The sequence below is a fragment of the Roseovarius sp. D0-M9 genome, assembly GCF_037083805.1.
Lineage (GTDB): Bacteria > Pseudomonadota > Alphaproteobacteria > Rhodobacterales > Rhodobacteraceae > Roseovarius.
The window spans coordinates 1-23831 of the sequence record NZ_JBAPKZ010000017.1; the positions used below are offsets into that span (position 1 = coordinate 1).

General features: G+C 61.5%; 17 protein-coding genes and 1 pseudogene. 14 read left to right on the top strand and 4 right to left on the bottom strand.

The genetic code is table 11. The features are described from left to right. Positions 1-256 precede the first annotated feature (256 nt). Both ubiB and ubiE read right to left on the bottom strand, forming a co-directional pair. Positions 257-1792 carry a 2-polyprenylphenol 6-hydroxylase gene (gene ubiB / locus V8352_RS12150; RefSeq protein WP_336424563.1) on the bottom strand — a complete coding sequence of 512 codons (1536 nt, stop codon included), beginning with the start codon at positions 1790-1792 and terminating at the stop codon, positions 257-259. 3 nt (positions 1793-1795) lie between these two features. After that, positions 1796-2542 (bottom strand): annotated as a pseudogene (gene ubiE, locus V8352_RS12155) (bifunctional demethylmenaquinone methyltransferase/2-methoxy-6-polyprenyl-1,4-benzoquinol methylase UbiE); the annotation flags it as partial. Between the two features lie 81 nt (positions 2543-2623). On the opposite strand from ubiE, the gene mutM reads away from it, so the two are divergent. The 7 genes from mutM to gyrB all read left to right on the top strand — a co-directional run bounded on the left by mutM (position 2624) and on the right by gyrB (position 11603). Beyond that, entirely contained in the window at positions 2624-3475 is an 852-nt protein-coding gene (gene mutM, locus V8352_RS12160; protein ID WP_336424564.1) for a bifunctional DNA-formamidopyrimidine glycosylase/DNA-(apurinic or apyrimidinic site) lyase, read from the top strand. Between the two features lie 97 nt (positions 3476-3572). After that, entirely contained in the window at positions 3573-4349 is a 777-nt protein-coding gene (locus tag V8352_RS12165) for an enoyl-CoA hydratase (RefSeq protein WP_336424565.1), read from the top strand. 204 nt (positions 4350-4553) lie between these two features. After that, positions 4554-4817, top strand: coding sequence for a 30S ribosomal protein S20 (rpsT, locus tag V8352_RS12170; protein ID WP_336424566.1), 264 nt, complete (start codon positions 4554-4556; stop codon positions 4815-4817). Positions 4818-5303: 486 nt separating this feature from the next. Next, a complete protein-coding gene (gene dnaA, locus V8352_RS12175; RefSeq protein WP_336424567.1) occupies positions 5304-6668 on the top strand; it encodes a chromosomal replication initiator protein DnaA in 1365 nt (454 codons plus the stop codon). 154 nt (positions 6669-6822) lie between these two features. Next, the gene (gene dnaN / locus V8352_RS12180; protein WP_336424568.1) at positions 6823-7941 is read left to right on the top strand and encodes a DNA polymerase III subunit beta; all 1119 of its coding nucleotides are present in this window, start codon (positions 6823-6825) and stop codon (positions 7939-7941) included. 44 nt (positions 7942-7985) lie between these two features. Beyond that, positions 7986-9089 (top strand): DNA replication/repair protein RecF, encoded by a 1104-nt coding sequence (gene recF / locus V8352_RS12185; RefSeq protein WP_336424569.1) that lies wholly within the window; start codon positions 7986-7988, stop codon positions 9087-9089. A gap of 96 nt (positions 9090-9185) precedes the next feature. After that, positions 9186-11603, top strand: coding sequence for a DNA topoisomerase (ATP-hydrolyzing) subunit B (gyrB, locus tag V8352_RS12190; protein WP_336424570.1), 2418 nt, complete (start codon positions 9186-9188; stop codon positions 11601-11603). 86 nt (positions 11604-11689) lie between these two features. Here gyrB and V8352_RS12195 read toward each other — a convergent pair whose 3' ends face one another. Beyond that, on the bottom strand, positions 11690-12286 hold the full coding sequence (locus tag V8352_RS12195; protein WP_336424571.1) for an SDR family oxidoreductase: 597 nt from the start codon (positions 12284-12286) through the stop codon (positions 11690-11692). Positions 12287-12604: 318 nt separating this feature from the next. Between V8352_RS12195 and V8352_RS12200 the strand changes: the two genes are divergently transcribed. From V8352_RS12200 to V8352_RS12215, 4 genes are all read left to right on the top strand, one after another. Further along, positions 12605-14278, top strand: coding sequence for a Na/Pi cotransporter family protein (locus V8352_RS12200; RefSeq protein WP_336424572.1), 1674 nt, complete (start codon positions 12605-12607; stop codon positions 14276-14278). Between the two features lie 309 nt (positions 14279-14587). Then, positions 14588-15607, top strand: a complete 1020-nt coding sequence (locus V8352_RS12205; protein WP_336424573.1) for a putative 2-aminoethylphosphonate ABC transporter substrate-binding protein — start codon at positions 14588-14590, stop codon at positions 15605-15607. A gap of 92 nt (positions 15608-15699) precedes the next feature. After that, a complete protein-coding gene (locus tag V8352_RS12210) occupies positions 15700-16815 on the top strand; it encodes a putative 2-aminoethylphosphonate ABC transporter ATP-binding protein (protein ID WP_336424574.1) in 1116 nt (371 codons plus the stop codon). A 3-nt stretch (positions 16816-16818) separates the two neighbouring features. Beyond that, positions 16819-18831: a putative 2-aminoethylphosphonate ABC transporter permease subunit gene (locus V8352_RS12215; protein ID WP_336424575.1), complete on the top strand. Its 2013-nt coding sequence runs from the start codon at positions 16819-16821 to the stop codon at positions 18829-18831. Between the two features lie 88 nt (positions 18832-18919). Here V8352_RS12215 and V8352_RS12220 read toward each other — a convergent pair whose 3' ends face one another. Beyond that, positions 18920-19813, bottom strand: coding sequence for a LysR substrate-binding domain-containing protein (locus V8352_RS12220; protein ID WP_336424576.1), 894 nt, complete (start codon positions 19811-19813; stop codon positions 18920-18922). A 121-nt stretch (positions 19814-19934) separates the two neighbouring features. Here V8352_RS12220 and V8352_RS12225 point away from each other — a divergent pair, with 121 nt between their 5' ends. The 3 genes from V8352_RS12225 to phnY are packed head-to-tail and all read left to right on the top strand — an operon-like array spanning position 19935 to position 23821. After that, a complete protein-coding gene (locus tag V8352_RS12225; RefSeq protein ID WP_336424577.1) occupies positions 19935-21113 on the top strand; it encodes a 2-aminoethylphosphonate--pyruvate transaminase in 1179 nt (392 codons plus the stop codon). 15 nt (positions 21114-21128) lie between these two features. Further along, entirely contained in the window at positions 21129-22373 is a 1245-nt protein-coding gene (phnA, locus tag V8352_RS12230) for a phosphonoacetate hydrolase (protein WP_336424578.1), read from the top strand. Beyond that, positions 22373-23821 carry a phosphonoacetaldehyde dehydrogenase gene (gene phnY, locus V8352_RS12235; RefSeq protein ID WP_336424579.1) on the top strand — a complete coding sequence of 483 codons (1449 nt, stop codon included), beginning with the start codon at positions 22373-22375 and terminating at the stop codon, positions 23819-23821. Before phnA ends, phnY begins: the two co-directional genes overlap by 1 nt. Positions 23822-23831 lie beyond the last annotated feature (10 nt).

The window sequence follows — 23831 nt, forward strand, 5'->3', positions numbered from 1 at the left end:
TCCCGCCCTCCCTGTCACCAGAAAGGGTAAAGGTGGACGACTTTTACGCCGCCCGCAGCAGGCTCATCCCGCCGCTACCGTGGCCGACTTTCGCACCGCCGTTCTCAGGCTGTTTGCAGGTCACTTTGGTCCCTTGTGGGGCGCGTATTCAGTGCGACCCTAGGCACGCGAGTGCAGGAATAACAGGAATTATGGTGCCAATGCGCTTCTTTCCGGGAATGTGATGCAAAGGATCCGCTGCGGCTTGGATCCGCCGTTAAAGCAACGAAAGGATGACTGCCAGGCTACCCGCGCCCACAACAGCGCCAAAACCGGCCCAGAAGGCCATGTCTCGCCGGCGGCGACGCGGCGGCGCGGGCGGAGGGGGCGCCGCGCTGCGCATCAGCGCCTGCTCGACCAATTGGGGCAGGCGGGGGCCAAACCGGGCAAGCACGGCTGCCGTGCGTCCAAGGCTTTGCGCAATGGCGCGGGGTCCAAGGCTTTTGCGGATGTAATCCTCGACCACGGGCTTGGCGACTTGCCAGATGTTGATCTGCGGGTTGAGAGAGCGCGCAACACCCTCGACAACGACCATCGTGCGCTGCAAAAGGATCAGCTCGGTCCTTGTTTCCATGCCGAAGCGTTCTGTGACTTCAAAGAGATAGCTCAGAAGATTGCCCATGCTGATGCGCGTTGCATCCATGCCGAAGATGGGCTCGCCCACTGCGCGGAGGGCGCGGGCAAACTCGTCCACGTCGCGGTCGGCGGGCACGTAACCTGCCTCGAAGTGGACCTCGGCGACGCGTTGGTAATCGCGCTTGATGAAGCCATAGAGAATCTCGGCATAAACGCGGCGGGTATACTCGTCGATATGCCCCATGATGCCGAAGTCATAGATGATGATATTGCCGTTCGCCGCGACTTTGAGATTGCCCTGATGCATGTCGGCGTGGAAATATCCGTCGCGTAGCGCATGGCTGAGAAAGAGTTGCAGCACCCGGTCGCCCAGCACCCGTCTGTCGTGCCCGGCGGCGTCTATCGCGTCATTGTCGCCCATGGGCACGCCGTCGGCCCATTCCATCGTCATGACATGACGGCTCGACAGATCCCACTTTATGCTTGGCAGCTGAAAGCCCGCGTCGCCTTCGGTATTGGCGGCGAATTCCGAGGCTGATGATGCCTCGAGCCTCAGGTCCAGTTCGCCCATCACGACGCCCTCGAAGTGGGCGATGATATCGGTCGGGCGCAGGCGGCGGGACGACGCCGACAAAAGCTCGATCATGTTGGCGGCAAAGTAGAACGCGTCGATGTCCACGCGAAACGCGCGCTCGATACCGGGTCGCAACACCTTGATCGCGACCGCCTCGCCAGTGCCTCTCAGGCGCGCCTTGTGAACCTGCGCGATTGAGGCGGCGGCGACGGGCGGGCTGAAATCGTCAAAGATCTGTTCGACTGGCACCCCCAGCTCGGCCTCGATGGTTGCCTTGGCGGTCTCGATGGGAAAGGGCGGAAGCTTGTCCTGAAGGATGCGCATCTGCTGGGCCAGATCGCTTCCCACCAAATCAGGCCGCGTCGACAGGATCTGGCCGAACTTGATGTAGGCCGGGCCGAGGGCGGTCAGCGCGCGGGGGGCGGGCGGCATGGCCGGATTGCCCTTGGCCCCCAGCCATTTGAATGGCCAGGCAAGGCAACGCAGCGTTCCACGCACTAGTGGCGGCGCCTCGAGCGCATCCATGATGACGGCCATCGCGCCGGTGCGCTCCAGTGTGGCGCCCGTGCGGATCAGGCGAATGATGTTGTGCGGTCCGCGCATCAGCTAGATTTTCCATCCCGAATGAAGGCAGGCGATGCCGAGGCTGAGGTTGCGATACTTCGCATTCCCGAAACCAGCCTGCTCCACCATGCTCAGGAAGGTCTCCTGATCGGGGAACTTGCGGATCGATTCGACCAGATACTGATAGCTGTCGCGATCCCCGGCAATCGCCTGACCCATGCGAGGGATGATGTTGAAGCTGTAGAGGTCATACGCCTTTTGCATCATGTCGTTCGGGATCTGGCTGAATTCCAGCACCATCAGGCGCCCGCCGGGGCGCAGCACGCGGTACGCCTCGTTCAGGGCCTCCTGCGGGCGGGTCACATTCCGGATGCCAAAGCTGATCGTATAGACGTCAAAGGAGTTATCCTCGAAAGGCAGCGCCATCGCGTCGCCCACGACCCAATCAAGACTTTCGGCCATGGCTTCTGCTTCGGCGCGCTTGCGTCCCTCGACCAGCATCGGCTCGGTCAGGTCCAGCACGGTCGCATGGCCGCTGCCCGCGCGCTTCAGGAACCGAAAGGCGATATCACCGGTGCCGCCCGCGACATCCAGCAGGCGCTGGCCGGCAGGCGGGGCCAGCCAATCCATCATCGCGTCTTTCCAGACGCGGTGGATGCCCATGCTCATGACGTCGTTCATCACGTCATACTTGCTGGCGACCGAGCCAAAGACGCCGCGCACGCGGCCTGCTTTTTCATCTTCGGGGATGTCCTGAAATCCGAAATGGGTGGTGTTCTCGGTCATCGCTCTTGCCTTGCGCTGGGATCACCCCTTGTTATAGGGCGCAAGGCCGCAGACACAATGCGGCACTCTCAGCAGAGGCGGGACATGCCTGAATTACCCGAAGTCGAGACGGTGCGCCGTGGTCTCGCGCCCGTGATGGAGGGGGCGGTGATCGCGCGCGCGGATGTGAACCGGCCCGATTTGCGCTGGCCCTTTCCCGAAAACATGGCGCAGCGCCTCGAGGGCCAGCATGTGCGCGGTCTGCGGCGACGGTCAAAATACATTCTTGCCGATCTGTCAGGCGGCGAGACGCTGCTGATTCATCTTGGCATGTCGGGCAGGATGCTGATTTCAGGAGATCCGCTGGGCCAGTTCGTGCACGCACATCCCGCCGCAGAAAAACACGATCACGTCGTGTTTCACATGGCGAGCGGCGCGCGCGTCACCTTCAACGATCCGCGCCGGTTCGGTGCGATGGACATGTTTGCCACATCCGAGGCGGAGGCCCACCCCCTTCTTGCCAAGCTGGGCCCCGAGCCATTGGGCAACAGCTTTGACGAGGCGTATCTGGTGGCGGCACTGGCGGCCAAGAATACACCGATCAAATCAGCCCTGCTGGATCAGCGCCTGATCGCCGGCCTTGGCAATATCTATGTGTGCGAGGCGCTTTACCGGGCGGGCATTTCGCCGCGCCGGCGGGCCGGCAATATTGGTGCGCGCCGGGCGGCGTCCCTCGTGCCCATCATCCGCGACGTGTTGCGCGATGCGATCGAGGCGGGGGGATCGTCCTTGCGCGACTTTCGCCGGGCAGATGGCGAGTTGGGATATTTCCAGCACCGATTTGATGTCTATGATCGCGAGGGCGAGCCTTGCCGCCGCGTGGGATGCGCAGGCACCATTGCCCGCGTGGTGCAATCGGGACGCTCCAGTTTCTACTGCGGCAAATGCCAGCGGTGAAATTGCCGACTGTGGACTGCGCAACAAGATTCGGTTGATCCGGATTGCAACGGTGGTAAGACTGCCCGTCTGACAGAAACAAGCGAAAGCATATTTCATGGCCTATGAGACGATCATCGTCGAAGTAGAAGACCACGTCGCCCAGATCACCCTCAACCGCCCCGATGCCCTCAACGCGCTGAACGACCAGCTGTTGGGCGAGTTGGTAACCGCGCTTCAGGAGGCGCAGGCCAACGACAAGGTGCGATGCATCATCCTGACCGGCTCGGACAAGGCGTTCGCCGCCGGGGCCGACGTCAAGATGATGTCCGACAAGAACTTTGTCGAAATGTTCTCCGAGGACTTCTTTGGCGCACAGCATGATGCCATCACCCGCATTCGCAAGCCGATCATCGCCGCCGTTTCCGGCTATGCGCTGGGCGGGGGCTGCGAATTGGCCATGATGTGCGACTTCATCATCGCCAGTGAGACGGCCAAGTTCGGTCAGCCCGAAATCAATCTGGGCATCATGGCGGGCCTTGGCGGGTCGCAGCGCCTGACGCGTTTCGTGGGCAAGTCCAAGGCGATGGACATGAACCTGACGGGCCGCTTCATGGATGCCGAAGAGGCCGAGCGCTCTGGGCTGGTCAGCCGTGTCGTGCCAGTCAAGAAGCTGAAGGAAGAGGCGCGCGCGGCAGCGGGCAAGATCACCGAGAAGTCCATGATGTCCGTGCTGGCCATCAAGGAGGCGGTAAACCGCAGCTACGAGACGACCTTGCAGGAGGGTCTCTTGTTCGAGCGGCGCGTGTTCCACTCGCTGTTCGCGACCGAAGATCAGTCCGAGGGCATGGCCGCCTTCAAGGAAAAGCGTCAGGCACAGTTCCGCGACAAGTGAGACGGGGCGCATGATGCGGGCGGTCATGAAGGCAGTTGCAATCATGATCGTCTCGTCTTAAAGACGTCCTCCATACATGCGCGCGATGCCCGCTCAGGCAAGAATCACTTTGGCCAGTCCTGATGGACGATGCCAAAGGCCCGGACGGTGTCCTCGCGTTCCACGCAAGTTCGAAACAGACACAAGTCCGAAGGTAGAATTCTCATGGCAAATACGCCCCAGTCGAAAAAACGCGCACGTCAGAACGAAACGCGCCTCGCGGTCAACAAAGCCCGCCGTTCGCGCATCCGCACATACCTGCGCAAGGTCGAAGAGGCTATCGCGTCGGGTGACAAGTCTGCGGCCGAAACCGCCCTGCGCGCGGCCCAGCCCGAGCTGATGCGCGGTGTCACCAAAGGTGTTTTTCACAAGAACACGGCCTCGCGCAAGATGTCGCGTCTGGCCAGCCGCGTGAAGTCCATCGGCTGATACAACCACTTGACGAAATTGGTTTAAAAGGCGTCCCGAAAGGGGCGCCTTTTGTGTTTATGTGGCCGATTTGAGGCGCTCGGATTCTTTTTGCGCAAAAACAGAGTCAAGACATAAGATAGGTTGCCGCAGCGCGCGCCCGCTTGCTAACTTGGCGTTGCGATTCACGCTTGGGGGGACAAGCTGATTCCGGTGGTGGGCCTTTGGGGGGCTTGCGCCACATGGTAATCTTCACGGGGCAACCCGGCCTGTCCAAATAAAGCATTACTTATGTCGGTCGCGGATGCGTGGTGATTCTGACCACGGTTTCGCGATTGTCATGTTCCACCATCGTCCGTTCCGAAAGGGACGGGCGCCACTGACGGACATTGGTTCGGCAGGGTGGTAGGGGTGTGTGCTTTGGGCGCGGATCGTGATCGTTTGTGTGGGGTCTGGGACGTCGCCGCGCAGGAACTGAAACGACAAGAGCCGCAGAAGCAGGTACGCATGACACAAGATCAATGGGGTCAACTCAAGCAGGACCTTTTGAAGACGATCGGCAAGAGCAATTACAAAAGCTGGATCGAGCCACTGGAGCTGTCGCATGTCGATGAGGGCGTCGCCACATTCGCCGTTCCGACCAGCTTCGTCGGCAATTACGTGTCCCAGAAATACGGCGACCAGATCCTGTATCATGCGCGCACCATCTCGCCCGATATCCGCCGCGTTCATTTCCGCGTCCCTGCCAATCAGGCCAGCCGCCCCGCAGCACCGCGCGCAGCCTCCCAGGCCGCCAGCGCCACGCCCAGCCCCGCGCCCCGCGACCCCAGCATGCCTGCCGCGCCGCTTGACCGGCGCTTCACCTTCGACACCTTCGTCGTGGGCAAGCCAAACGAGTTGGCCCATGCGGCGGCAAAGCGCGTCGCCAGCGGTGGCCCCGTCACGTTCAACCCGCTCTTCCTTTATGGTGGGGTCGGCCTCGGCAAGACGCACTTGATGCACGCGATCGCATGGGAGCTGTCGCAGCGCCAGCCGGAGCTCAATGTCGTTTATCTCTCGGCCGAGCAATTCATGTATCGCTTTGTGTCGGCCCTGCGCGAACGCAAGATGATGGACTTCAAGTCCATGTTCCGCTCGGTCGATGTGCTGATGGTCGACGACGTTCAGTTCATCGCGGGCAAGGACAGCACGCAGGAGGAATTCTTTCATACCTTCAACGCATTGGTCGATGGCGGCAAGCAGATCATCATCTCGGCGGACCGCGCACCCGGCGAGATCGAGAAGCTGGAAGAGCGGATCAAGTCGCGCCTGCAATGCGGCCTCGTCGTGGACCTGCACCCCACCAATTACGAGCTGCGCCTTGGCATCTTGCAGTCCAAGGTCGAATTTTATCGCTCGCAGTATCCGGGCCTCGTTCTGGCGGATGGCGTGCTGGAATTCCTTGCCATGCGCATCACCAAGAACGTGCGCGTCCTTGAGGGTGCTCTGACGCGTCTTTTCGCCTTCGCCTCGCTGGTCGGGCACGAGATCACGATGGAGCTGACGCAGGATTGCCTTGCTGATGTCCTGCGCAGCAGCGAGCGGCAGGTGACCATCGAAGAGATTCAGCGGCAGGTGTCGGATCATTACAACATCCGCCTGAGCGATCTGATCGGCCCCAAGCGCGTGCGCGTTTTTGCCCGCCCGCGCCAGGTGGCGATGTATCTGTCCAAGCATATGACCTCGCGCAGCCTGCCCGAAATCGGGCGCCGTTTTGGCGGACGCGATCACACCACGGTCATGCACGGTGTGCGCCGCATCGACGAGTTGCGCGTGGCCGATGCGCAGATCGCAGAGGACCTGGATCTGCTGCGCCGCACGCTGGAGGCGTAAGGGGGCGGGCGGGCCCGATGAGGCCTTGTGTCAAGGGGGACTTGACCGCTTGGGGTTTCCCGATCACAAACCCAACTAATGACTTGCGCCGCAAGGCGGTTTCGATACCGTGCCAGTCCCGGCACGGCGCCGGCACGTTTAAGGGAGAATGGGCATGAAGCTCAGTATCGAACGCGGAACCTTGCTCAAGGCCGTCTCGCAGGCGCAGTCGGTGGTCGAGCGCCGCAACACGATCCCGATCCTCGCAAACGTGCTGATCGAGGCCGAGGGCGACACGGTGAATTTCCGCGCCACCGACCTCGACATCGAGGTCAGTGACAAGGCCGCAGCGCAGGTCGAGCGCCCCGGCGCGACGACAGTGTCTGCTGTGACCTTGCACGAGATCGTTCGCAAGCTGCCCGACGGCGCGCTGGTCACGCTGGCCGACGACGGCACCTCCGGGCGCCTGACGGTCGAGGCGGGGCGGTCGAACTTCAACCTTGCCACGCTGCCAAAAGAGGACTTCCCGGTGATGGCGTCGTCGGAATACGCCAGCAATTTCTCGGCCAAGGCACCAGTGCTGCGCCGCCTTTTCGACAAGTCCAAATTCGCCATCTCCACCGAGGAGACGCGCTATTATCTCAATGGCGTCTACATGCATGTCGCAACCGGCGAGGATGGCCAGGTGCTGCGCTGCGTGGCGACGGATGGCCACCGCCTTGCGCGGATCGATGCGGATCTGCCCAGCGGCGCCGAAGATATGCCGGGCGTCATCGTGCCCCGCAAGACCGTGGGCGAGCTGCGCAAGCTGCTGGATGACGATGACATGATGATCGCCGTTTCGGTCAGCGAGACCAAGATCCGCTTTGCCACACCGAACATCACACTGACATCCAAGGTCATCGACGGCACATTTCCCGATTACACGCGCGTCATCCCGCAGGGCAACACCCGCAGGATGGAGGTGGATGCCGCGGAATTCGCCAAGGCGGTTGACCGCGTTGCCACCGTCAGCAGCGAACGGTCGCGCGCAGTCAAGCTGTCGCTGGACGAAGACCGCCTGATTCTGAGCGTCAATGCGCCCGATAGCGGCGCCGCCGAGGAAGAACTGGCCGTGGCCTATGGTGACGAGCGTCTCGAGATTGGCTTCAACGCGAAATATCTGCTGGAGATCGCGAGTCAGGTCGACCGGGAAAACGCGGTGTTCTTGTTCAATTCCGCCGGCGATCCGACGCTGATGCGGGAGGGGAATGACCTGAGCGCCGTCTATGTCGTCATGCCGATGCGCGTGTGACATCGCGCGGGTTTGAGTATTTTTCGAACAATGAAAGTTAAGGGATGACGGAACTATATCTGTCATCCCTTCGTCTTTCGCACTTCCGCTCGCATAAATCGGCGGCGCTGAGCCTGGACGCGCGGCCTGTGGCGATCCATGGCCCCAATGGCGCGGGCAAGACAAATCTGATCGAGGCGGTATCGCTGTTTTCGCCCGGTCGCGGACTGCGCCGGTCGGCGGCGCAGGATATGGTGCGTCGGCCCGAGGCGCTGGGCTGGAAGCTGACGGGCGTGCTGCACTCGTTGGGGCGGGTCCATGAGATCGAGATCTGGGCGGAGGATGGAGCGGCGCGGCAGGTGCGCATCGACGACAAGGCGGCGCCGCAACTGGCGCTGGGACGCATGGCGCGCGTGCTGTGGCTGGTGCCGTCGATGGACCGTCTGTGGATCGAGGGGGCGGAAGGGCGGCGGCGATTTCTGGACCGTGTCACGATGAGCTTCAGGCCCTCTCATGCCGAGGCCGTGCTGGATTTCGAAAAGGCGATGCGCGAGCGCAATCGTCTGCTGAAGGATCAGGTGCGTGACGCGCATTGGTATCTGGCGCTCGAGGCGCAGTTGGCTGTTCGGGGCGCCGAGATCGACGCAGGCCGCCGCGCCGCGCTCGATGAGCTGCATGGTGCGCAGGCTGAGGCCGAGACGGCATTTCCGGTGGCCGAACTGGAGCTGACGGCGACCGATGGCGAGATGCCTGGCAGTGCCGAGGATTACCGCGCTGCGCTTGCCGAAAGCCGCTTTCGCGATCTGGTGGCCGGGCGCACGCTTGTGGGGCCGCATCGGGCGGATCTCCATGGCGTCTATGCGGCCAAGGGCGTGCCGGCCAAGGATTGCAGCACTGGCGAGCAAAAGGCGCTGCTGGTGTCGCTGATCCTGGCCAACGCCCGGGCGCTGGCAAAGTCCTTCGGGGCGCCGCCGATCCTTTTGCTCGACGAGGTGGCCGCGCATCTGGACGCCGGGCGGCGCGCCGCGCTTTACGATGAGATATGTGCGCTGGGAGCGCAGGCGTGGATGACGGGGACGGGTCCTGAGCTCTTTGCCGAACTGGGCGCGCGCGCCCAGCATATCGAGGTGACCGAAGAGGAGGGGGTTTCGCAGGTCTCGCCGCTGTGAGGCGGGCCGTGCAAGGGGGCGGAAATCGGCGCATACTTGCGTGACATCCCCTGTCGAAACCCTTATAAAATCATAAAATCACTAGGGAAATTTCGCATGTCCGAGGCTGTGGCCGCGCCAGAAGAATATGGCGCAGATTCTATCAAGGTTCTCAAAGGTTTGGACGCTGTCCGCAAGCGACCGGGCATGTACATCGGTGACACTGACGATGGCTCGGGCTTGCATCATATGGTCTATGAGGTCGTCGACAACGGCATTGACGAAGCGTTGGCCGGTCATGCCGACCGCGTGACGGTGACGATCCATGGCGATAGCTCGGTTTCGGTCAGCGACAATGGGCGCGGCGTTCCCGTCGCAATCCACGAGGAAGAGGGCGTATCGGCTGCCGAGGTCATCATGACCCAGCTGCACGCGGGCGGCAAATTCGACCAGAACTCCTACAAGGTCTCGGGCGGTCTGCACGGCGTTGGCGTGTCGGTCGTCAACGCGCTGAGTGACTGGCTGGAGCTGAGGGTGTGGCGCAATGGCAAGGAACATATCGCCCGCTTCGAGAGGGGCGATACCGTGCGGCATCTTGAGATTGTAGGCGATGCGAATGGCCGCAAAGGGACCGAAGTTCGGTTTCTCGCCTCGACCACGACCTTTTCCAACCTCGCCTATAGTTTCGATACGTTGGAGAAGCGCCTGCGCGAACTGGCGTTCCTGAATTCCGGCGTGCGCATCGTCTTGCGCGACGAGCGACCCGAAGAGCCGCGCGAAAGCGAGTTGTTCTACGAGGGCGGCGTGCGCGAGTTCGTCAAATATCTGGACCGGCACAAGGCGGCGATGCTGCCCGATCCGATTTTCATAACCGGCGAGCGCGACGATATCGGTATCGAAGTCGCAATGTGGTGGAACGACAGCTATCACGAGACGGTTTTGCCCTTCACCAACAACATCCCGCAGCGTGATGGCGGCGCGCATATGGCAGGTTTTCGCGGGGCGCTGACCCGGACGATCAACAACTACGCGCAATCGAGCGGCATCGCCAAGAAGGAGAAGGTCAACTTCACCGGCGATGATGCGCGCGAAGGTCTGACCTGTGTCTTGTCGGTCAAGGTGCCGGACCCGAAATTCTCGAGCCAGACCAAGGACAAGCTGGTAAGCTCCGAGGTGCGTCCGGCGGTCGAGAATCTCGTGTCGGAAAAGCTGGCTGAGTGGTTCGAAGAGAACCCGAATGAGGCCAAGATCATCACCTCGAAGATTGTCGAGGCCGCGCTGGCCCGCGAGGCGGCGCGCAAGGCGCGCGAGCTGACGCGGCGCAAATCCGCGATGGATGTGAACTTCCTCGCCGGCAAGCTGAAGGATTGCTCGGAAAAGGATCCGACCAAGACCGAGGTGTTCCTCGTCGAGGGGGATAGCGCGGGGGGCAGCGCGCAGACGGGCCGCGACCGGGGCACGCAGGCGATCCTGCCGCTGAAGGGCAAGATCCTGAACGTGGAGCGTGCGCGCTTTGACCGGATGCTGGGCAGTCAGGAGATCGGCAACCTCGTGATGGCCCTCGGCACGGGCATTGGCCGCGACGAATTCAACATTGCCAAGCTGCGCTACCACAAGATCGTCATCATGACGGACGCGGACGTGGACGGCGCGCATATCCGCACGCTCTTGCTGACCTTCTTTTATCGCCAGATGCCTGAACTCATTGAAAACGGGCACCTCTTCATTGCGCAGCCGCCGCTCTACAAAGTCTCGCGGGGCAAGTCCGAGGTCTACCTCAAGGATGAGACCGCAATGGAAAATTACCTGATTGATCAGGGGGTTGACGGTGTGACGCTGCGTCTTGGCAATGGAGAGGATATTGCGGGACAAGACCTCGCCAGTGTCGTCGACAAGGCGCGGCAGTTGCGCCGTGTGCTTGAGGCGTTTCCGACCCATTATCCGCGCCACATCCTTGAGCAGGCTGCCATCGCAGGCGTCTTCGAGCCGGGTGCCGTGCAGGACAACTTGCAGGGCGTGGCCGATAAGGTCGCCGAGCGGCTGAACTTGATCGCGGTGGAATACGAGCGTGGCTGGCAGGGCCGGATCACGCAGGATCATGGCATCCGCCTTGCCCGTATCCTGCGCGGCGTCGAAGAAGTGCGCACGCTGGACGGTCCGGTTATGCGTGGCGGTGAGGCCAAGCGCACCGGAAGCTTTACCCAGCATTTGCAGGATACCTACGACAAGCCTGCCAAGCTGATGCGGAAGGATCGCAGCCAGATGATCTATGGTCCGATGGACCTGCTGAACGCTATTCTGGCAGAGGGTGAAAAGGGCCTGTCACTCCAGCGATACAAGGGCCTGGGCGAGATGAACCCCGATCAGCTGTGGGAGACAACGCTGGATCCCGATGCGCGCACCTTGCTGAGGGTCGAGGTCGATGATGTGGCCGAGGCTGACGATCTCTTTACCAAGTTGATGGGCGATGTCGTCGAGCCGCGCCGCGAGTTCATCCAGCAAAATGCACTGAACGTGGAAAACCTGGACTTCTGATGAGGGCGGGGGGCCTGCCCGCATGGCAGGCCCCCACACCCGCGCTGCAGGCATCTGCCTTGCAGATACGTCGGTTGAACGCCCCCTCAGGCGGATTGCATCAACAGCACCCTGCCGGACCAGTTTTCATCATCTACCGCCTCTGCCAAGGCGGCGGCGACATCACCGCGCGCCGCGCTGGCCCCTGGGTCAACGCCATCCCCGAAACGCATGTCGCGCTGACCGTCGTCATCCGTCAGGCGAACCGGGCGCAAGATGGCATAGGTCAGGCCCGACGCCTTGAGGTGTTCGTCGGCGTCATGTTTGGCTTGCAGGTAATGCTGCATATTGCCGCCTTGCTCTGGCTGATCGGCACCGACCGAGCTGAGCATCACAAAACGCGCGACACCGGATTTCGCAGCCAGATCGACCAGACGCATCGCGCCGTCGCGATCAACCTTCATCGTCATTTCCTCGCTGGTGTCACTGCCGGATCCTGCTGCAAAAACAACGGCATCGCAGTCCTGGCAGATGTCATCCTGCAAATTCTTCAAATCCCCAAGACGGGTTTCGGCGCCTTGCGGCAAAACGCTAGTATCCGAGCTTTCGCGCACCATCGCGATCGGGGTGTGCCCCTTGTTCTGCAATTCGCCAATCAGACGGCGACCCGTTTTTCCGGTTGCTCCGGCCACTAGAACGTTCATTTTGGACTCCGTTTTTTCATTGTTCAAGCAATGTGGCACGGGCATATTTCCCGCGCTGTTTGCCTGCCTGATACATCAACAAAAGCGGAGCGCGCCTGTTCCCGGTGCCTGAGCGATTTGTGCCGGGGGCGGTGCATATTGTTCGGCTGCCACAAGCCGGTTGCCCAAAAATATGTCTGGGATAACGGGCCGCTATGTGATTTGTAACGCGCTTGTAACATCGACAGAGGCTTAATGGCGGCGTCCAAGTTGCCACCAAGCCCATGCCCGTGTCGGTTGCGGGCGCGGCCCGCAGTTCGGTTGGAGCGGAACAAGACCATGGCAATCCTCAGTTTTTTGATCAGCCTCGCCGGGGCAACGATGCTTTTGCTGTTCGCCGTGCGCATGGTGCGCACCGGGATCGAGCGGAGTTTTGGCGCGCAGTTCCAACGCTGGCTGACCGAAAGCCAGAGTCTGGCAGGGTCTGGCGCGACGGGTGTGATGCTGGCGCTGATTCTTCAAAGTTCGGCGGCTGTGGCGCTTTTGGCGTCGGGCTTTGCCGCTGCGGGCTACCTGGCTTTTCCGGCGGGGCTGGCGGTGGTGCTGGGGGGCGATCTGGGATCGGCACTGATTATTCAGGTGCTGTCGTTCCGGCTGGATTGGTTGGTGCCGCTGCTGCTGACAATCGGTGGGTGGCTTTTTATCAAGACTGAGGGCCGCAAATGGCGGCAAGCGGGGCGTATCCTGATGGGTGTCGCGTTCATCCTGATCTCTTTGCAACTCTTGCGCGAGACGATGGAGCCGATCAAGGACAGCGCCTTTCTGCCCGCCATTTCAGGCTATCTGGCACGGGATTTCATTACCGCCTTCATCGTCGGGGCTGCGCTGGCCTTTGTTATGCACTCCAGCGTTGCGGCGATTTTGATGTGCGTCACGCTGGTCCATATCGGGGCGCTTCCCTTTGCCGCCGGTCTGTCTCTGGTGCTGGGGGCGAATCTGGGCAGCGCGGGCATCCCTGTCTACCTGACGCGCGGGATGAGTGCGCAGGGCCGGCGTATTCCGCTGGCCAATCTGGCGCTACGCGGCACATGGGCGTTGGCGGCATTGCTTGGAATCAACCTCGGGTTCGAGCCGGCGCGCCTGATGATCGTCTCGCCCGAGCAGTCGCTGATCTACGCGCATATTGCCTTCAACGCGTCTTTGCTGTTGGTGGGGCTGGTGCTTTGCCGCCCATTGGCACGGCCCTTTACGGCGATGATGACGGATGCCGCGCAAAATGCCCCCGCCCAGCATGACGAGGTCAGCGTTCTGGATCCCGATGTCGTGGACAAGCCCCAGATGGCCATCGCCAGCCTCAAGCGCGAGCTTTTGCGTATGATGGGGCTGGTCGAGCGCATGTATCTGCCAATTCAGTCGATCTATGAGGATGGCGACAGCGCCCGCATGCGCGCGATCAAGTTGCAGGACAATGCCGTCAATGCGGCGCTCTTGGCGATCCGGCGCTATGTGGCGGGCCTTCCGATGGAGAAATACTCGCGCGAAGAGGCCAAGATCGTGCGAAGCCTCATGGAATACGCCATTCGGCTGGAGGCGGCGGGCGATCTGGTGTCTGGGCAATTTCTGAGCTCGGCCGCTGAAAAGCGCGATGAGGGCGTGAACCTGTCCAAAGACGGCTGGGCTGAATTGACACGCATGTTCGAGGCGGTGAGCGCCAATTTCAAACTCGCCAGCAATGTCCTTATTTCCGACGATCTGGAGAGCGCGCGGCTTCTCGTGATGGAAAAGACCGAGATGAAGCAAATGGAGCGGCGCAGTCGCAAGCGCCACTTGCAACGGCTGTCCGAGGGGCGCGCCGACAGCTTCGAATCGAGCGATGTGCATCTGGAATCGCTGCGCGCCTTGCGGGATATGAACGGACATATCTCGGCGGTGGCCTATCCGATTCTCTATCGTAATGGCCAATTGCTCGAAACGCGGCTGATCCAGAACATGGAAGATGACAAGGACGACTGACCACTGGTCGGCCCCCCACATTCCGCAGTTCACTAGCAGAATATGGCGCAAGGACACTTGGCGCTGGCGCGTGCCAGAGGGCTGGTATCCTGCGCCGCCAGTGTCATCATGTTCTGCATCTGTGCCTTTCCGTCCCGCCTGCCTGAAAAACGGGCGATGATCATCCATAGGTATAACTAATGGGTTGATAGGTTAATTCGGCTTTCATGGCGCATTGATCTGTCACAGTCTTGTTTCAAAGCGGTCCTAAAGAAGGCCGTGCCAATCACGCTTCGGGCCATATGCCCATCTGTAACAGTGGAGAAGACCATGAAATTGAAACTCACATCCGCCCTGACGGCCATGACGGCGGCCCTTTTTGCAACGGCCGCAACGGCCGAGACAGAACTTACTGTCTATACCGCCGTCGAGGCCGAGGATCTGGCCCGCTACGCCGAGAAATTCAACGAGGTCCACCCCGACATCACCATCAACTGGGTGCGCGATTCGACTGGTGTCATCACCGCCAAGCTGCTGGCCGAGCGTGACAACCCACAGGCGGATGTCGTTTGGGGCCTCGCCGCGACGTCGCTGCTGCTGCTCAAGTCCGAAGGCATGCTGGAGCCATATGCGCCCGCCGGCGTCGACAAGCTGAGCCCGAATTTCGTGGACAACAGCACGCCCCCGGCATGGGTCGGCATGGATGCATGGGTCGCCTCGGTCTGCTTCAACACCATCGAGGGCGAGAAGCTGGGCCTTGAGGTTCCGACCTCCTGGAAGGATCTGGCCGACCCCCAGTATGAGGGTCACGTCATCATGCCAAACCCGAACTCCTCGGGCACGGGCTTCCTCGATGTCTCCAGCTGGTTGCAGATGTTCGGCGAAGACGAGGGCTGGGCCTACATGGATGCGCTGCATGAAAACATCGCGCGCTACACCCACTCCGGCTCGGCACCTTGCAAACTGGCCGCGTCGGGCGAGATCCCGATCGGCATTTCGTTCGCATTCCGCGGTGCCAAGTCCAAGGCCGAAGGCGCGCCCATCGAGATCATCGTGCCCAGCGAAGGTGTTGGCTGGGACATGGAAGCCACGGCGATCGTCGCGGGCACCGACAGCCCCGAGGCCGCGCAAAAGCTGGTCGACTTTACTGTGACCGAGGACGCGATGCGCATGTATAACGTCGGTTATGCCGTCGTCGCCATTCCGGGCATCGCCCAGCCGGTGGATTACTTCCCCGAAGGTCTCGAAGAGGCGATGATCGAGAACGATTTCGAGTTCGCGGCAAACAATCGCGCGCGTATCCTGGAAGAGTGGCAGAAGCGTTACGACGGCAAGTCTGACCCGCAGTAACGCCCTATCCAGAGAAAGGGGGGCGGCCCGGTGTTGGCCGCCCCTTCCCTTGCATGAAATCAGAATTTTCCCGACCCGAAAGGACGCGTCCAGTGCCCGAGGCGACCACAGCCCCCGTCTACCTCAAGATCGATAACCTGTGGAAAGCCTTTGATGATTTCCTGGCGCTCAGCGATGTCTCACTTGAAATCAAGGAAGGTGAGTTTGTCTGTTTTCTGGGCCCGTCCGGCTGCGGCAAGACCACGCTGCTCCGCGCCATCGCGGGGCTGGACCTGCAAACGCGCGGTTCGGTCCACCAAGGGGGCAAGGATGTCTCGATGCTGCCCCCATCTCAGCGCGATTTTGGCATCGTCTTTCAATCCTACGCGCTTTTCCCGAACCTCACGATCGAGCGCAACATCGCCTTTGGCCTTGAAAACACGGGCCGGAAAAAGCCCGAAATCGACGCACGCGTGACCGAGCTTCTCGGGCTGGTCGGTCTGGAAGAGCAGCGCAAGAAATATCCCGCCCAGTTGTCGGGCGGCCAGCAACAGCGCATCGCGCTGGCGCGCGCCATTGCCACCAGCCCGGGCCTTTTGCTGCTGGACGAGCCTTTGTCGGCGCTTGACGCCAAGGTGCGCGTGCATTTGCGCCACGAAATAAAGGAGTTTCAGCGCAAGCTGGGCGTGACCACCGTTATGGTGACGCACGATCAGGAAGAGGCGCTGTCGATGGCCGACCGGATCGTCGTAATAAATCATGGCCGGGTCGAACAGGTCGGCACCCCGACCGAGGTTTACCGCCATCCCAGCACGCTTTTCGTTGCGGGTTTCATCGGTGACATGAATCAACTCGATGCCGTTTCGGCAGGACCGGGCCGCGTCAGTTGCGGAGATAAGGTGATCGACACCGCGCCGCACAGTTTCGCCGAAGGCGAGAAGGTGATCGTCGCGATCAGGCCCGAGGATGTGATCCCCCACGGTGCCGAGGCCGGCGCAGCCGGTGAGATTGAAACGCAAGGCAACACCCTTGATGTCGACGTGACCGAGATGGAATTTCTCGGCTCTTATTGGCGGTGCCGCCTGGCCTCAGACACATTCGGCAAGGGCGAGCTCTTTGCGAATTTCTCTATGAACGCGGTGCGCCGGTTCGCGCTGGAAGAGGGCCGGCGCATGATGATCGAGCTGCCGAAAAAGCGCGTCATGGTCTTTGCCGCGAGTGAGGGCTAAGCCATGGCCACGACCCGCGCCCAGATGCCCGCCGGGCCCGCGATCCGAGGCAAGCTAAGCCGCGACGATATCCTGATGCGTGGCGGCATGATCGTGATCGCGCTCTATCTTCTCTTTACGCTGGTGATGCCGCTTTTCGTGATGTTCTCGAAATCGCTGTCGACGTATCGTTTCGATCTGTCGGCATATGAATTTCAGGTCAGCGATGAGGCGGGCACATTCGACGGCACCGTTCTGAACGCTGCAGAGCTGAACGAGCAGATCGGCGCCTACACGCCCGATGATCTGGATACCAATTCCGATGGTCGCCTCAGTGTGACCGAGTTGTTCCCGGATTTCAGCTTTCGCAGCCCGGTGGAATACCGGATCCGCTCAACCTCGGAGACGGGGCGTTATCTGGTCGGCTCCACGCTCTTTACCGGGTCGGATTGGCAGCAACTGGACAGCAACACGTTCCGCCGCGTGGCCCTGCGCCCCGAGCAGTCGCGCGGTATCGGCAATTTTGTCGATTACTTCTCGACGCCTGCACTCTCGAATTCGATCAAGAACTCGTTCTGGATCGCCGCCGTCAGCACGGTCATCACGGTCGGCCTTGCCTTCTGGTTTGCCTATGCGCTCAACCGATCCTGCATGCGGTTCAAGGGCGTATTCCGTCTGATTGCGATGATGCCGATCCTTGTGCCGTCGCTCTTGCCGGGGATCGCGCTGGTCTATCTTTTCGGCAATCAGGGCATGCTCAAGGAGCTTCTTTTTGGCGCGACGATCTATGGCCCCATCGGGATCATCATCGGATCGGTCTTTTTCACCTTTCCGCATGCCTTCATCATCATTTCGACCGCGCTGGCGATCTCGGATGCGCGCCTCTATGAGGCGGCCACATCGCTGCGCGCCTCGCCTTGGCGCACCTTCTGGACCGTCACGATTCCGGGGGCGCGCTATGGTCTTATTTCGGCGGCTTTCGTTGTCTTCAACCTTGTCATCACGGATTTCGGCCTGCCCAAGGTAATCGGCGGACAGTTCAACGTGCTGGCCGTCGATATCTATAAGCAGGTCATCGGCCAGCAGAATTTCGAGATGGGTGCGGTCGTATCGGTCGTCCTTGTCATCCCGGCGATCTTTGCCTTTGCCATCGACCGCCTTGTGCAGGCGCGGCAGATGTCCTCGCTCTCGGCCCGGTCCGTCCCGTTTCAGCCCAAGCCGGACGCCCGGATGGACAAGCTTTTTTTCATCTATTGCAGCCTTGTCGGCGTTTTCATCGTCGGCATTCTCGCGGTCTGCCAGTTCGCGGCGCTGGTCAAGTTCTGGCCCTATGACCTCAGTCTCAGCCTCAAGAATTATGATTTCAATCGCATGGATGGCGGCGGCTGGGAGGCGTATTACAACTCGATCAAGCTGGGGCTGCTGACGGCTGTGATCGGCACGGCGGTCATCTTTTTCGGGGCCTACCTCGTCGAGAAATCCAAAGGGTTCAAGACGGGGCGCGCGATCTTCCAGGGCTTTGCCATGCTGCCCATGGCCATTCCGGGGATGGTGTTGGGCCTTGCCTATATCTTTTTCTTCAACAATCCCGAAAACCCGATGAACGTGATCTACGGCACGATGGCGATCCTTGTCGTTTCGACCGTGACGCACTTCTACACCGTCTCGCATCTCACCGCCGTCACCGCGCTCAAGCAGATGGACGGCGAATTCGAGGCGGTGTCGGCCTCGCTCAAGCAGCCGACGATGAAGCTGTTTGCGCGCGTGACCGTGCCTGTATGCCTGCCCGCGATCCTCGACATTTCGATCTATCTTTTCGTCAATGCGATGACGACGGTTTCGGCGGTGGTGTTCCTTTATTCGACCGATACGGCGCTGGCGTCGATTGCGGTGCTGAACATGGATGACGCAGGCGATATCGCACCGGCGGCGGCGATGGGGATGATGATCTTCTACACCAATGCGGCGGCGCGGATCATTCACCTGATCGCATCGCGCGGCATCCTTGGACGCACGCAGGCTTGGCGCACGCGCTAAAGCGGTCTGCCAAGGCTCGGCATCACAACGATGGGTGCAGCGCAGCCGCCGATCGAGAGGGGCGCGCTCTACGCCACAAGCTGGTGCCTCAGGCGCGAGGCGTGACGCTTCGGGGCGCGGCGCGTCCCGGCCGCGCGAACTCCATGAAGGCGCGGATCACGCGCACTTCGCGGCGCTGGCTGAGGTGCACGATCGTCTCGCGCATGCGGATATCCGCGCCGTTCAACGGGATCTGGACAAGGCGCGTGTCATGCCCGAATTCCGCCAGCGAGACAAAGCCGATACCCGCGCCCGAGGCGACCATTTCGCGCACGGCCTCGCGGCCCTCGGCCACGATGGCGGGGGTGATGGTCACACCCTGCCGCGCGGCCTCTTCTTCGAGGCTGGCGCGTGTTTTCGATCCGGCCTCGCGCAGGATCAACGGATACGCCGCCGCCTCGGCCAGCGTCAGCCCTGCGTCCGGGTCGGCCAGAAGACCGCGCGCGGCGAAGGCGATGATCGCCGTCTCGCCGAGGTCCAGCATCTCGATGTCAGAGCCCGAGGGCGCATCGCCGATCACGCCGATCTCGGCGTTGTAGCTGCGCAGTTCTGCAAGGATATCCTCGGTGTTGCCGCCGCGCAGGGAGACGGTGACGCCCGGATAGCGCCTGCGAAACTGGCCCAGCAGGTCCATCACGTGATGGGCGCTATCGGCCACGATGCGCAGCTCGCCCTCAACGGCGGCGCGCGTTTCGCTCATGTAATCGGCGATGCGCTGCTCGACTTCGAAAAGCTGCTTGGTCAGCAGGAACAGATGCTCGCCGGTCTCGGTCAGGCGCACACGCTTGCGCTCGCGGTGAAAGAGCAGGACGTCATGGGCCTGCTCCAGCTTGCGCACTTGCTCGGACACGGCGGGCTGCGTCAGAAACAGCGCCTCGGCGGCACGGGAAAACCCGCCGTGGGCGGCGACATAGTGAAAGGCGCGCAGTTGGCTGTGACGCATATGCTGAGTTCCTTGGCATGGCATAGGCCAAACCTATGCATTAATTGATTATTGCAATTTTACATATGGACGGCCATCCGGCAATCGTGGAGGTGACATCGCCAAACCGGAGCCTTGCATCATGACCGCCCCCCTTGACCCACCCCATCTGGGCGAGCCCTACTTGCTCACACCCGGCCCGCTGACCACGTCGCGCGCGGTCAAGGAGGCGATGCTGCGTGATTGGGGCAGCTGGGATGACGACTTTCGCGCCATGACGGGCGAGCTGCGCACGCGTTTGCTGGCCATGCTGGGGCAGGGCGCAGAGGCGTTTGACTGCGTGCCCATACAAGGCAGCGGGACATTCGCCGTCGAGGCGATGCTGGCATCCTTCATCCCGCGCGACGGCAAGGCGCTCGTGCTGGCCAATGGCGCCTATGGCAAGCGGTCGGCCCAGACGCTGGAGTATCTGGGCCGCGATTTCGTTCTGCTGGACAAGGGCGACTACCTGCCCCCACGCGGCGAAGAAGTGGCGCAGATCCTCAGCGATGATCCCGGTATCACCCATGTCGTCGCTATCCATTGCGAGACATCGAGCGGCATCCTGAACCCGGTCGAGGAGATCGCGAAGGCGACTTATGCGGCGGGGCGCAAGCTGTTGATCGATTCGATGTCGGCCTTTGGTGCCATCGAGCTGCAGCCGAGCGAGATCCGCTATGAAGCTCTGGTGTCCTCGGCCAATAAATGCATTGAGGGCGTGCCGGGCTTTGGTTTCGTGATCGCGCGCAAGACCGAGCTTGAGGCGGCCAAGGGCCGGTCCCATTCGCTTAGCCTCGATGTCCATGCGCAATGGGCCAATATGGAAAAGACCGGGCAGTGGCGATTTACACCCCCCACCCATGTCGTGGCCGCCTTCCTCGTTGCGCTGCGCGCGCATGAGGCCGAGGGCGGTGTGGCCGCCCGCGGCGCCCGCTATGCACGCAACCGCGACGTGATGGTGGCGGGGATGCGCGAGCTGGGGTTCGAGACGCTGCTCAAGGACCGCTGGCTATCGCCGATCATCGTCACATTCTTTTGCCCTGCGGATGATAATTTCGTCTTTGACCGCTTTTATGCGCTGATGAAGAACAAGGGTTTCATCATTTACCCCGGCAAGCTGACCGTCGTGGACAGTTTTCGCGTCGGCTGCATCGGGCAGATGGATGAACACGTGATGCGCAAGGTGGTCGAGGCCGCCGCTGCATCGCTCAAGGAAATGGGCGTCACCGATGCCCGCCCGCCGGCCATCGCGCTGGAAGAACGCGCCAAGCTGGCCGCCTGAAGTCAAGGAACACACATGCCCATCACCCAATCCGTCACCGCCAACGACCGCAGCTATCCCGCCCCCAAAGTCTGCGCCATCGCCATTTGCCTCGATGGCTGCGAGCCGGAATACCTGGAGAAAGCCATCGCCGACGGCCTTATGCCGAATCTGGCGCGGATGAAGGAGACGGGCACCGACCGGCTGGCCCATTCGGTGATTCCGTCCTTCACCAATCCCAACAACCTTTCCATCGCTACTGGCCGCCCGCCCAGCGTGCACGGGATTTGCGGAAATTTCCTCTATGACCCCGAAACCGGCGAAGAGGTGATGATGAACGACGTGCGCTTTTTGCGCGCGCCGACGCTCTTCGGCAAATTCTACGAGGCTGGCGCGCGCGTCGCGGTCGTCACCGCCAAGGACAAGCTGCGCGCCCTTCTGGGGGCTGGCCTCAAGTTTGACGAGGATCGCGCGCTTTGCTTTTCGGCCGAGAAGTCCGACACCTCGACCAAGGCCGAACATGGTCAGGACAATGCCGCCGAATGGCTGGGGATGGAGCGCCCCGAGGTCTATTCCGCCGAGCTGTCGGAGTTTGTCTTTGCCGCGGGCGTCAAGCTGCTGGCCGAGTGGAAGCCGGATGTGATGTATCTGACGACCACCGACTGGGTGCAGCACAAATATGCCCCCGATGATGCCGAGGCCAAGGCGTTCTATGAGATGTTCGACAGGTATCTGGGCCAGCTTGATGATATGGGCGCGGCCATCGTCGTTACCGCCGATCACGGCATGAAGCCCAAGCATGACGCCAATGGCGAGCCGCAGGTCATCTATGTGCAGGACCTGATGGACGAATGGCTGGGCGAGGGCGCTGCGCGGGTCATTCTGCCCATCACCGACCCCTATGTGGTCCACCACGGCGCGCTCGGCGGTTTTGCCACCGCTTATCTGCCTGAGGGCGCTGACCGTGCCGATATCATCGCGCGCCTGCAAAAGCATGACGAGCTCTTGGAGGTCATCGGCCGCGAGGATGCCGTCGCGCGCTATGATCTGCCCGCCGACCGGATCGGGGATATCGTGATGATCTCGACCGAGAACATGACCATTGGCACTTCCGAGCATCGCCACGATCTGGCTGCCCTGAACGAGCCGCTGCGCAGCCACGGCGGCCTGACCGAGCAGGAGGTGCCCTTTATCGTCAACCGCAAGATCGAGCTTGCCGCCGCCCCTGAGCTGCGCAATTTTGATGCGTTCTTTGTGGCGACGACAGCGGCGGCGATGTGATGGACAAGGCCGAGCAGCGCCACGAGGGGATGCGTATTGGCGGCGAGGTGGTTTTTGCCGATGACGTCATCGAGGTGCGCTATCCCTATACTGATGAAGTCGTCGGCACGGTGCCTGCCGGCACCGCCGCCCACGCGCGCCGCGCCTTTCAAATCGCGGCGGAGTACACGCCCAAGCTGACCCGCTATGAGCGCAGTGAAATTCTCAAGCGGGCTGGCGAGTTGATCGGCGAGCGACGGGCGTATCTGGCGAAATGGCTGACGCTCGAACTGGGGATTTGCCACCAGCACGCCATTTACGAGACGAAGCGTGCGCAAGATGTCTACCAGTTCGCCGCAGCGCAGGCATTGATGGACGATGGCGAGGTGTTTTCCTGCGACCTCACCCACAACGGAAAGGCGCGCAAGATCTACACGATGCGCGAGCCCGTGCGCGCCATTTCGGCCATAACCCCCTTCAACCATCCGCTGAACATGGTCAGCCACAAGATCGCGCCGTCGATCGCCACCAACAATTGCATGGTCTGCAAGCCGACCGAGCTGACGCCGCTGACCGCCATCGCGCTGGCCGATATCCTCTATGAGGCAGGCCTGCCGCCCGAGATGTTCCAGCTCGTCACGGGCCTGCCCGGCGATATCGGTGACGAGATGATCGTGAACGAGCATATCGACATCATCACCTTCACCGGCGGCGTGCCGGTGGGCAAGATGATCGCCTCCAAGGCCGGCTACAAGCGGCAGGCGCTGGAATTGGGCGGGAACGATCCTCTGATTGTCTGCAACGATTTGTCCGATGCCGATCTGGACAAGGCCGCGACCATTGCCGTGGCGGGTGCCACTGGCAATTCGGGCCAGCGCTGCACCGCGATCAAGCGTATTCTGGTGCAGCAAAGCGTGGCCGACCGCTTTGTCCCGCTGGTTCTGGAAAAGGCCAAGAAGATCAAGTTCGGCGACCCGCAAGACCCGCAGACCGAGCTGGGCTGCGTGATCCACGCGCGCGCGGCCGAGATGTTCGAAAGCCGCGTGATCGAGGCGGGCAAGCAGGGCGCGAAAATCCTCTACCACCCCGAGAGGCGCGGCGCGTTGTTGCCGCCCATCGTCGTCGATCATGTCCCGCATGACAGCGAGCTGGTGATGGATGAAACCTTTGGACCGATCATCCCGATCGTGCGTGTGCCAGACGATGACGCCGAGGTCATGCGGATCTCGAACGCCACGCCCTTTGGCCTCAGCTCGGGCGTCTGCACCAATGACCTGACCCGTGCGATTGCCTATATCAACGGGCTGAACGTCGGCACCTGCAACATCTGGGAGCAGCCGGGCTACCGGATCGAGATGTCGCCCTTTGGCGGGATCAAGGACAGCGGGAACGGCGTCAAGGAAGGCGTCATCGAGGCCATGAAGTTCTTTACCAACGTGAAGACCTATTCCCTGCCCTGGCCGGGGTGATCGGAGGATT

Coding starts and splice junctions, on each gene's coding strand:
- ubiB (WP_336424563.1), bottom strand. CDS start 1,792: ATGCGCGGACCGCACAACATCATTCGCCTGATCCGCACGGGCGCCACA.
- mutM (WP_336424564.1), top strand. CDS start 2,624: ATGCCTGAATTACCCGAAGTCGAGACGGTGCGCCGTGGTCTCGCGCCC.
- V8352_RS12165 (WP_336424565.1), top strand. CDS start 3,573: ATGGCCTATGAGACGATCATCGTCGAAGTAGAAGACCACGTCGCCCAG.
- rpsT (WP_336424566.1), top strand. CDS start 4,554: ATGGCAAATACGCCCCAGTCGAAAAAACGCGCACGTCAGAACGAAACG.
- dnaA (WP_336424567.1), top strand. CDS start 5,304: ATGACACAAGATCAATGGGGTCAACTCAAGCAGGACCTTTTGAAGACG.
- dnaN (WP_336424568.1), top strand. CDS start 6,823: ATGAAGCTCAGTATCGAACGCGGAACCTTGCTCAAGGCCGTCTCGCAG.
- recF (WP_336424569.1), top strand. CDS start 7,986: ATGACGGAACTATATCTGTCATCCCTTCGTCTTTCGCACTTCCGCTCG.
- gyrB (WP_336424570.1), top strand. CDS start 9,186: ATGTCCGAGGCTGTGGCCGCGCCAGAAGAATATGGCGCAGATTCTATC.
- V8352_RS12195 (WP_336424571.1), bottom strand. CDS start 12,286: ATGAACGTTCTAGTGGCCGGAGCAACCGGAAAAACGGGTCGCCGTCTG.
- V8352_RS12200 (WP_336424572.1), top strand. CDS start 12,605: ATGGCAATCCTCAGTTTTTTGATCAGCCTCGCCGGGGCAACGATGCTT.
- V8352_RS12205 (WP_336424573.1), top strand. CDS start 14,588: ATGAAATTGAAACTCACATCCGCCCTGACGGCCATGACGGCGGCCCTT.
- V8352_RS12215 (WP_336424575.1), top strand. CDS start 16,819: ATGGCCACGACCCGCGCCCAGATGCCCGCCGGGCCCGCGATCCGAGGC.
- V8352_RS12220 (WP_336424576.1), bottom strand. CDS start 19,813: ATGCGTCACAGCCAACTGCGCGCCTTTCACTATGTCGCCGCCCACGGC.
- V8352_RS12225 (WP_336424577.1), top strand. CDS start 19,935: ATGACCGCCCCCCTTGACCCACCCCATCTGGGCGAGCCCTACTTGCTC.
- phnA (WP_336424578.1), top strand. CDS start 21,129: ATGCCCATCACCCAATCCGTCACCGCCAACGACCGCAGCTATCCCGCC.
- phnY (WP_336424579.1), top strand. CDS start 22,373: ATGGACAAGGCCGAGCAGCGCCACGAGGGGATGCGTATTGGCGGCGAG.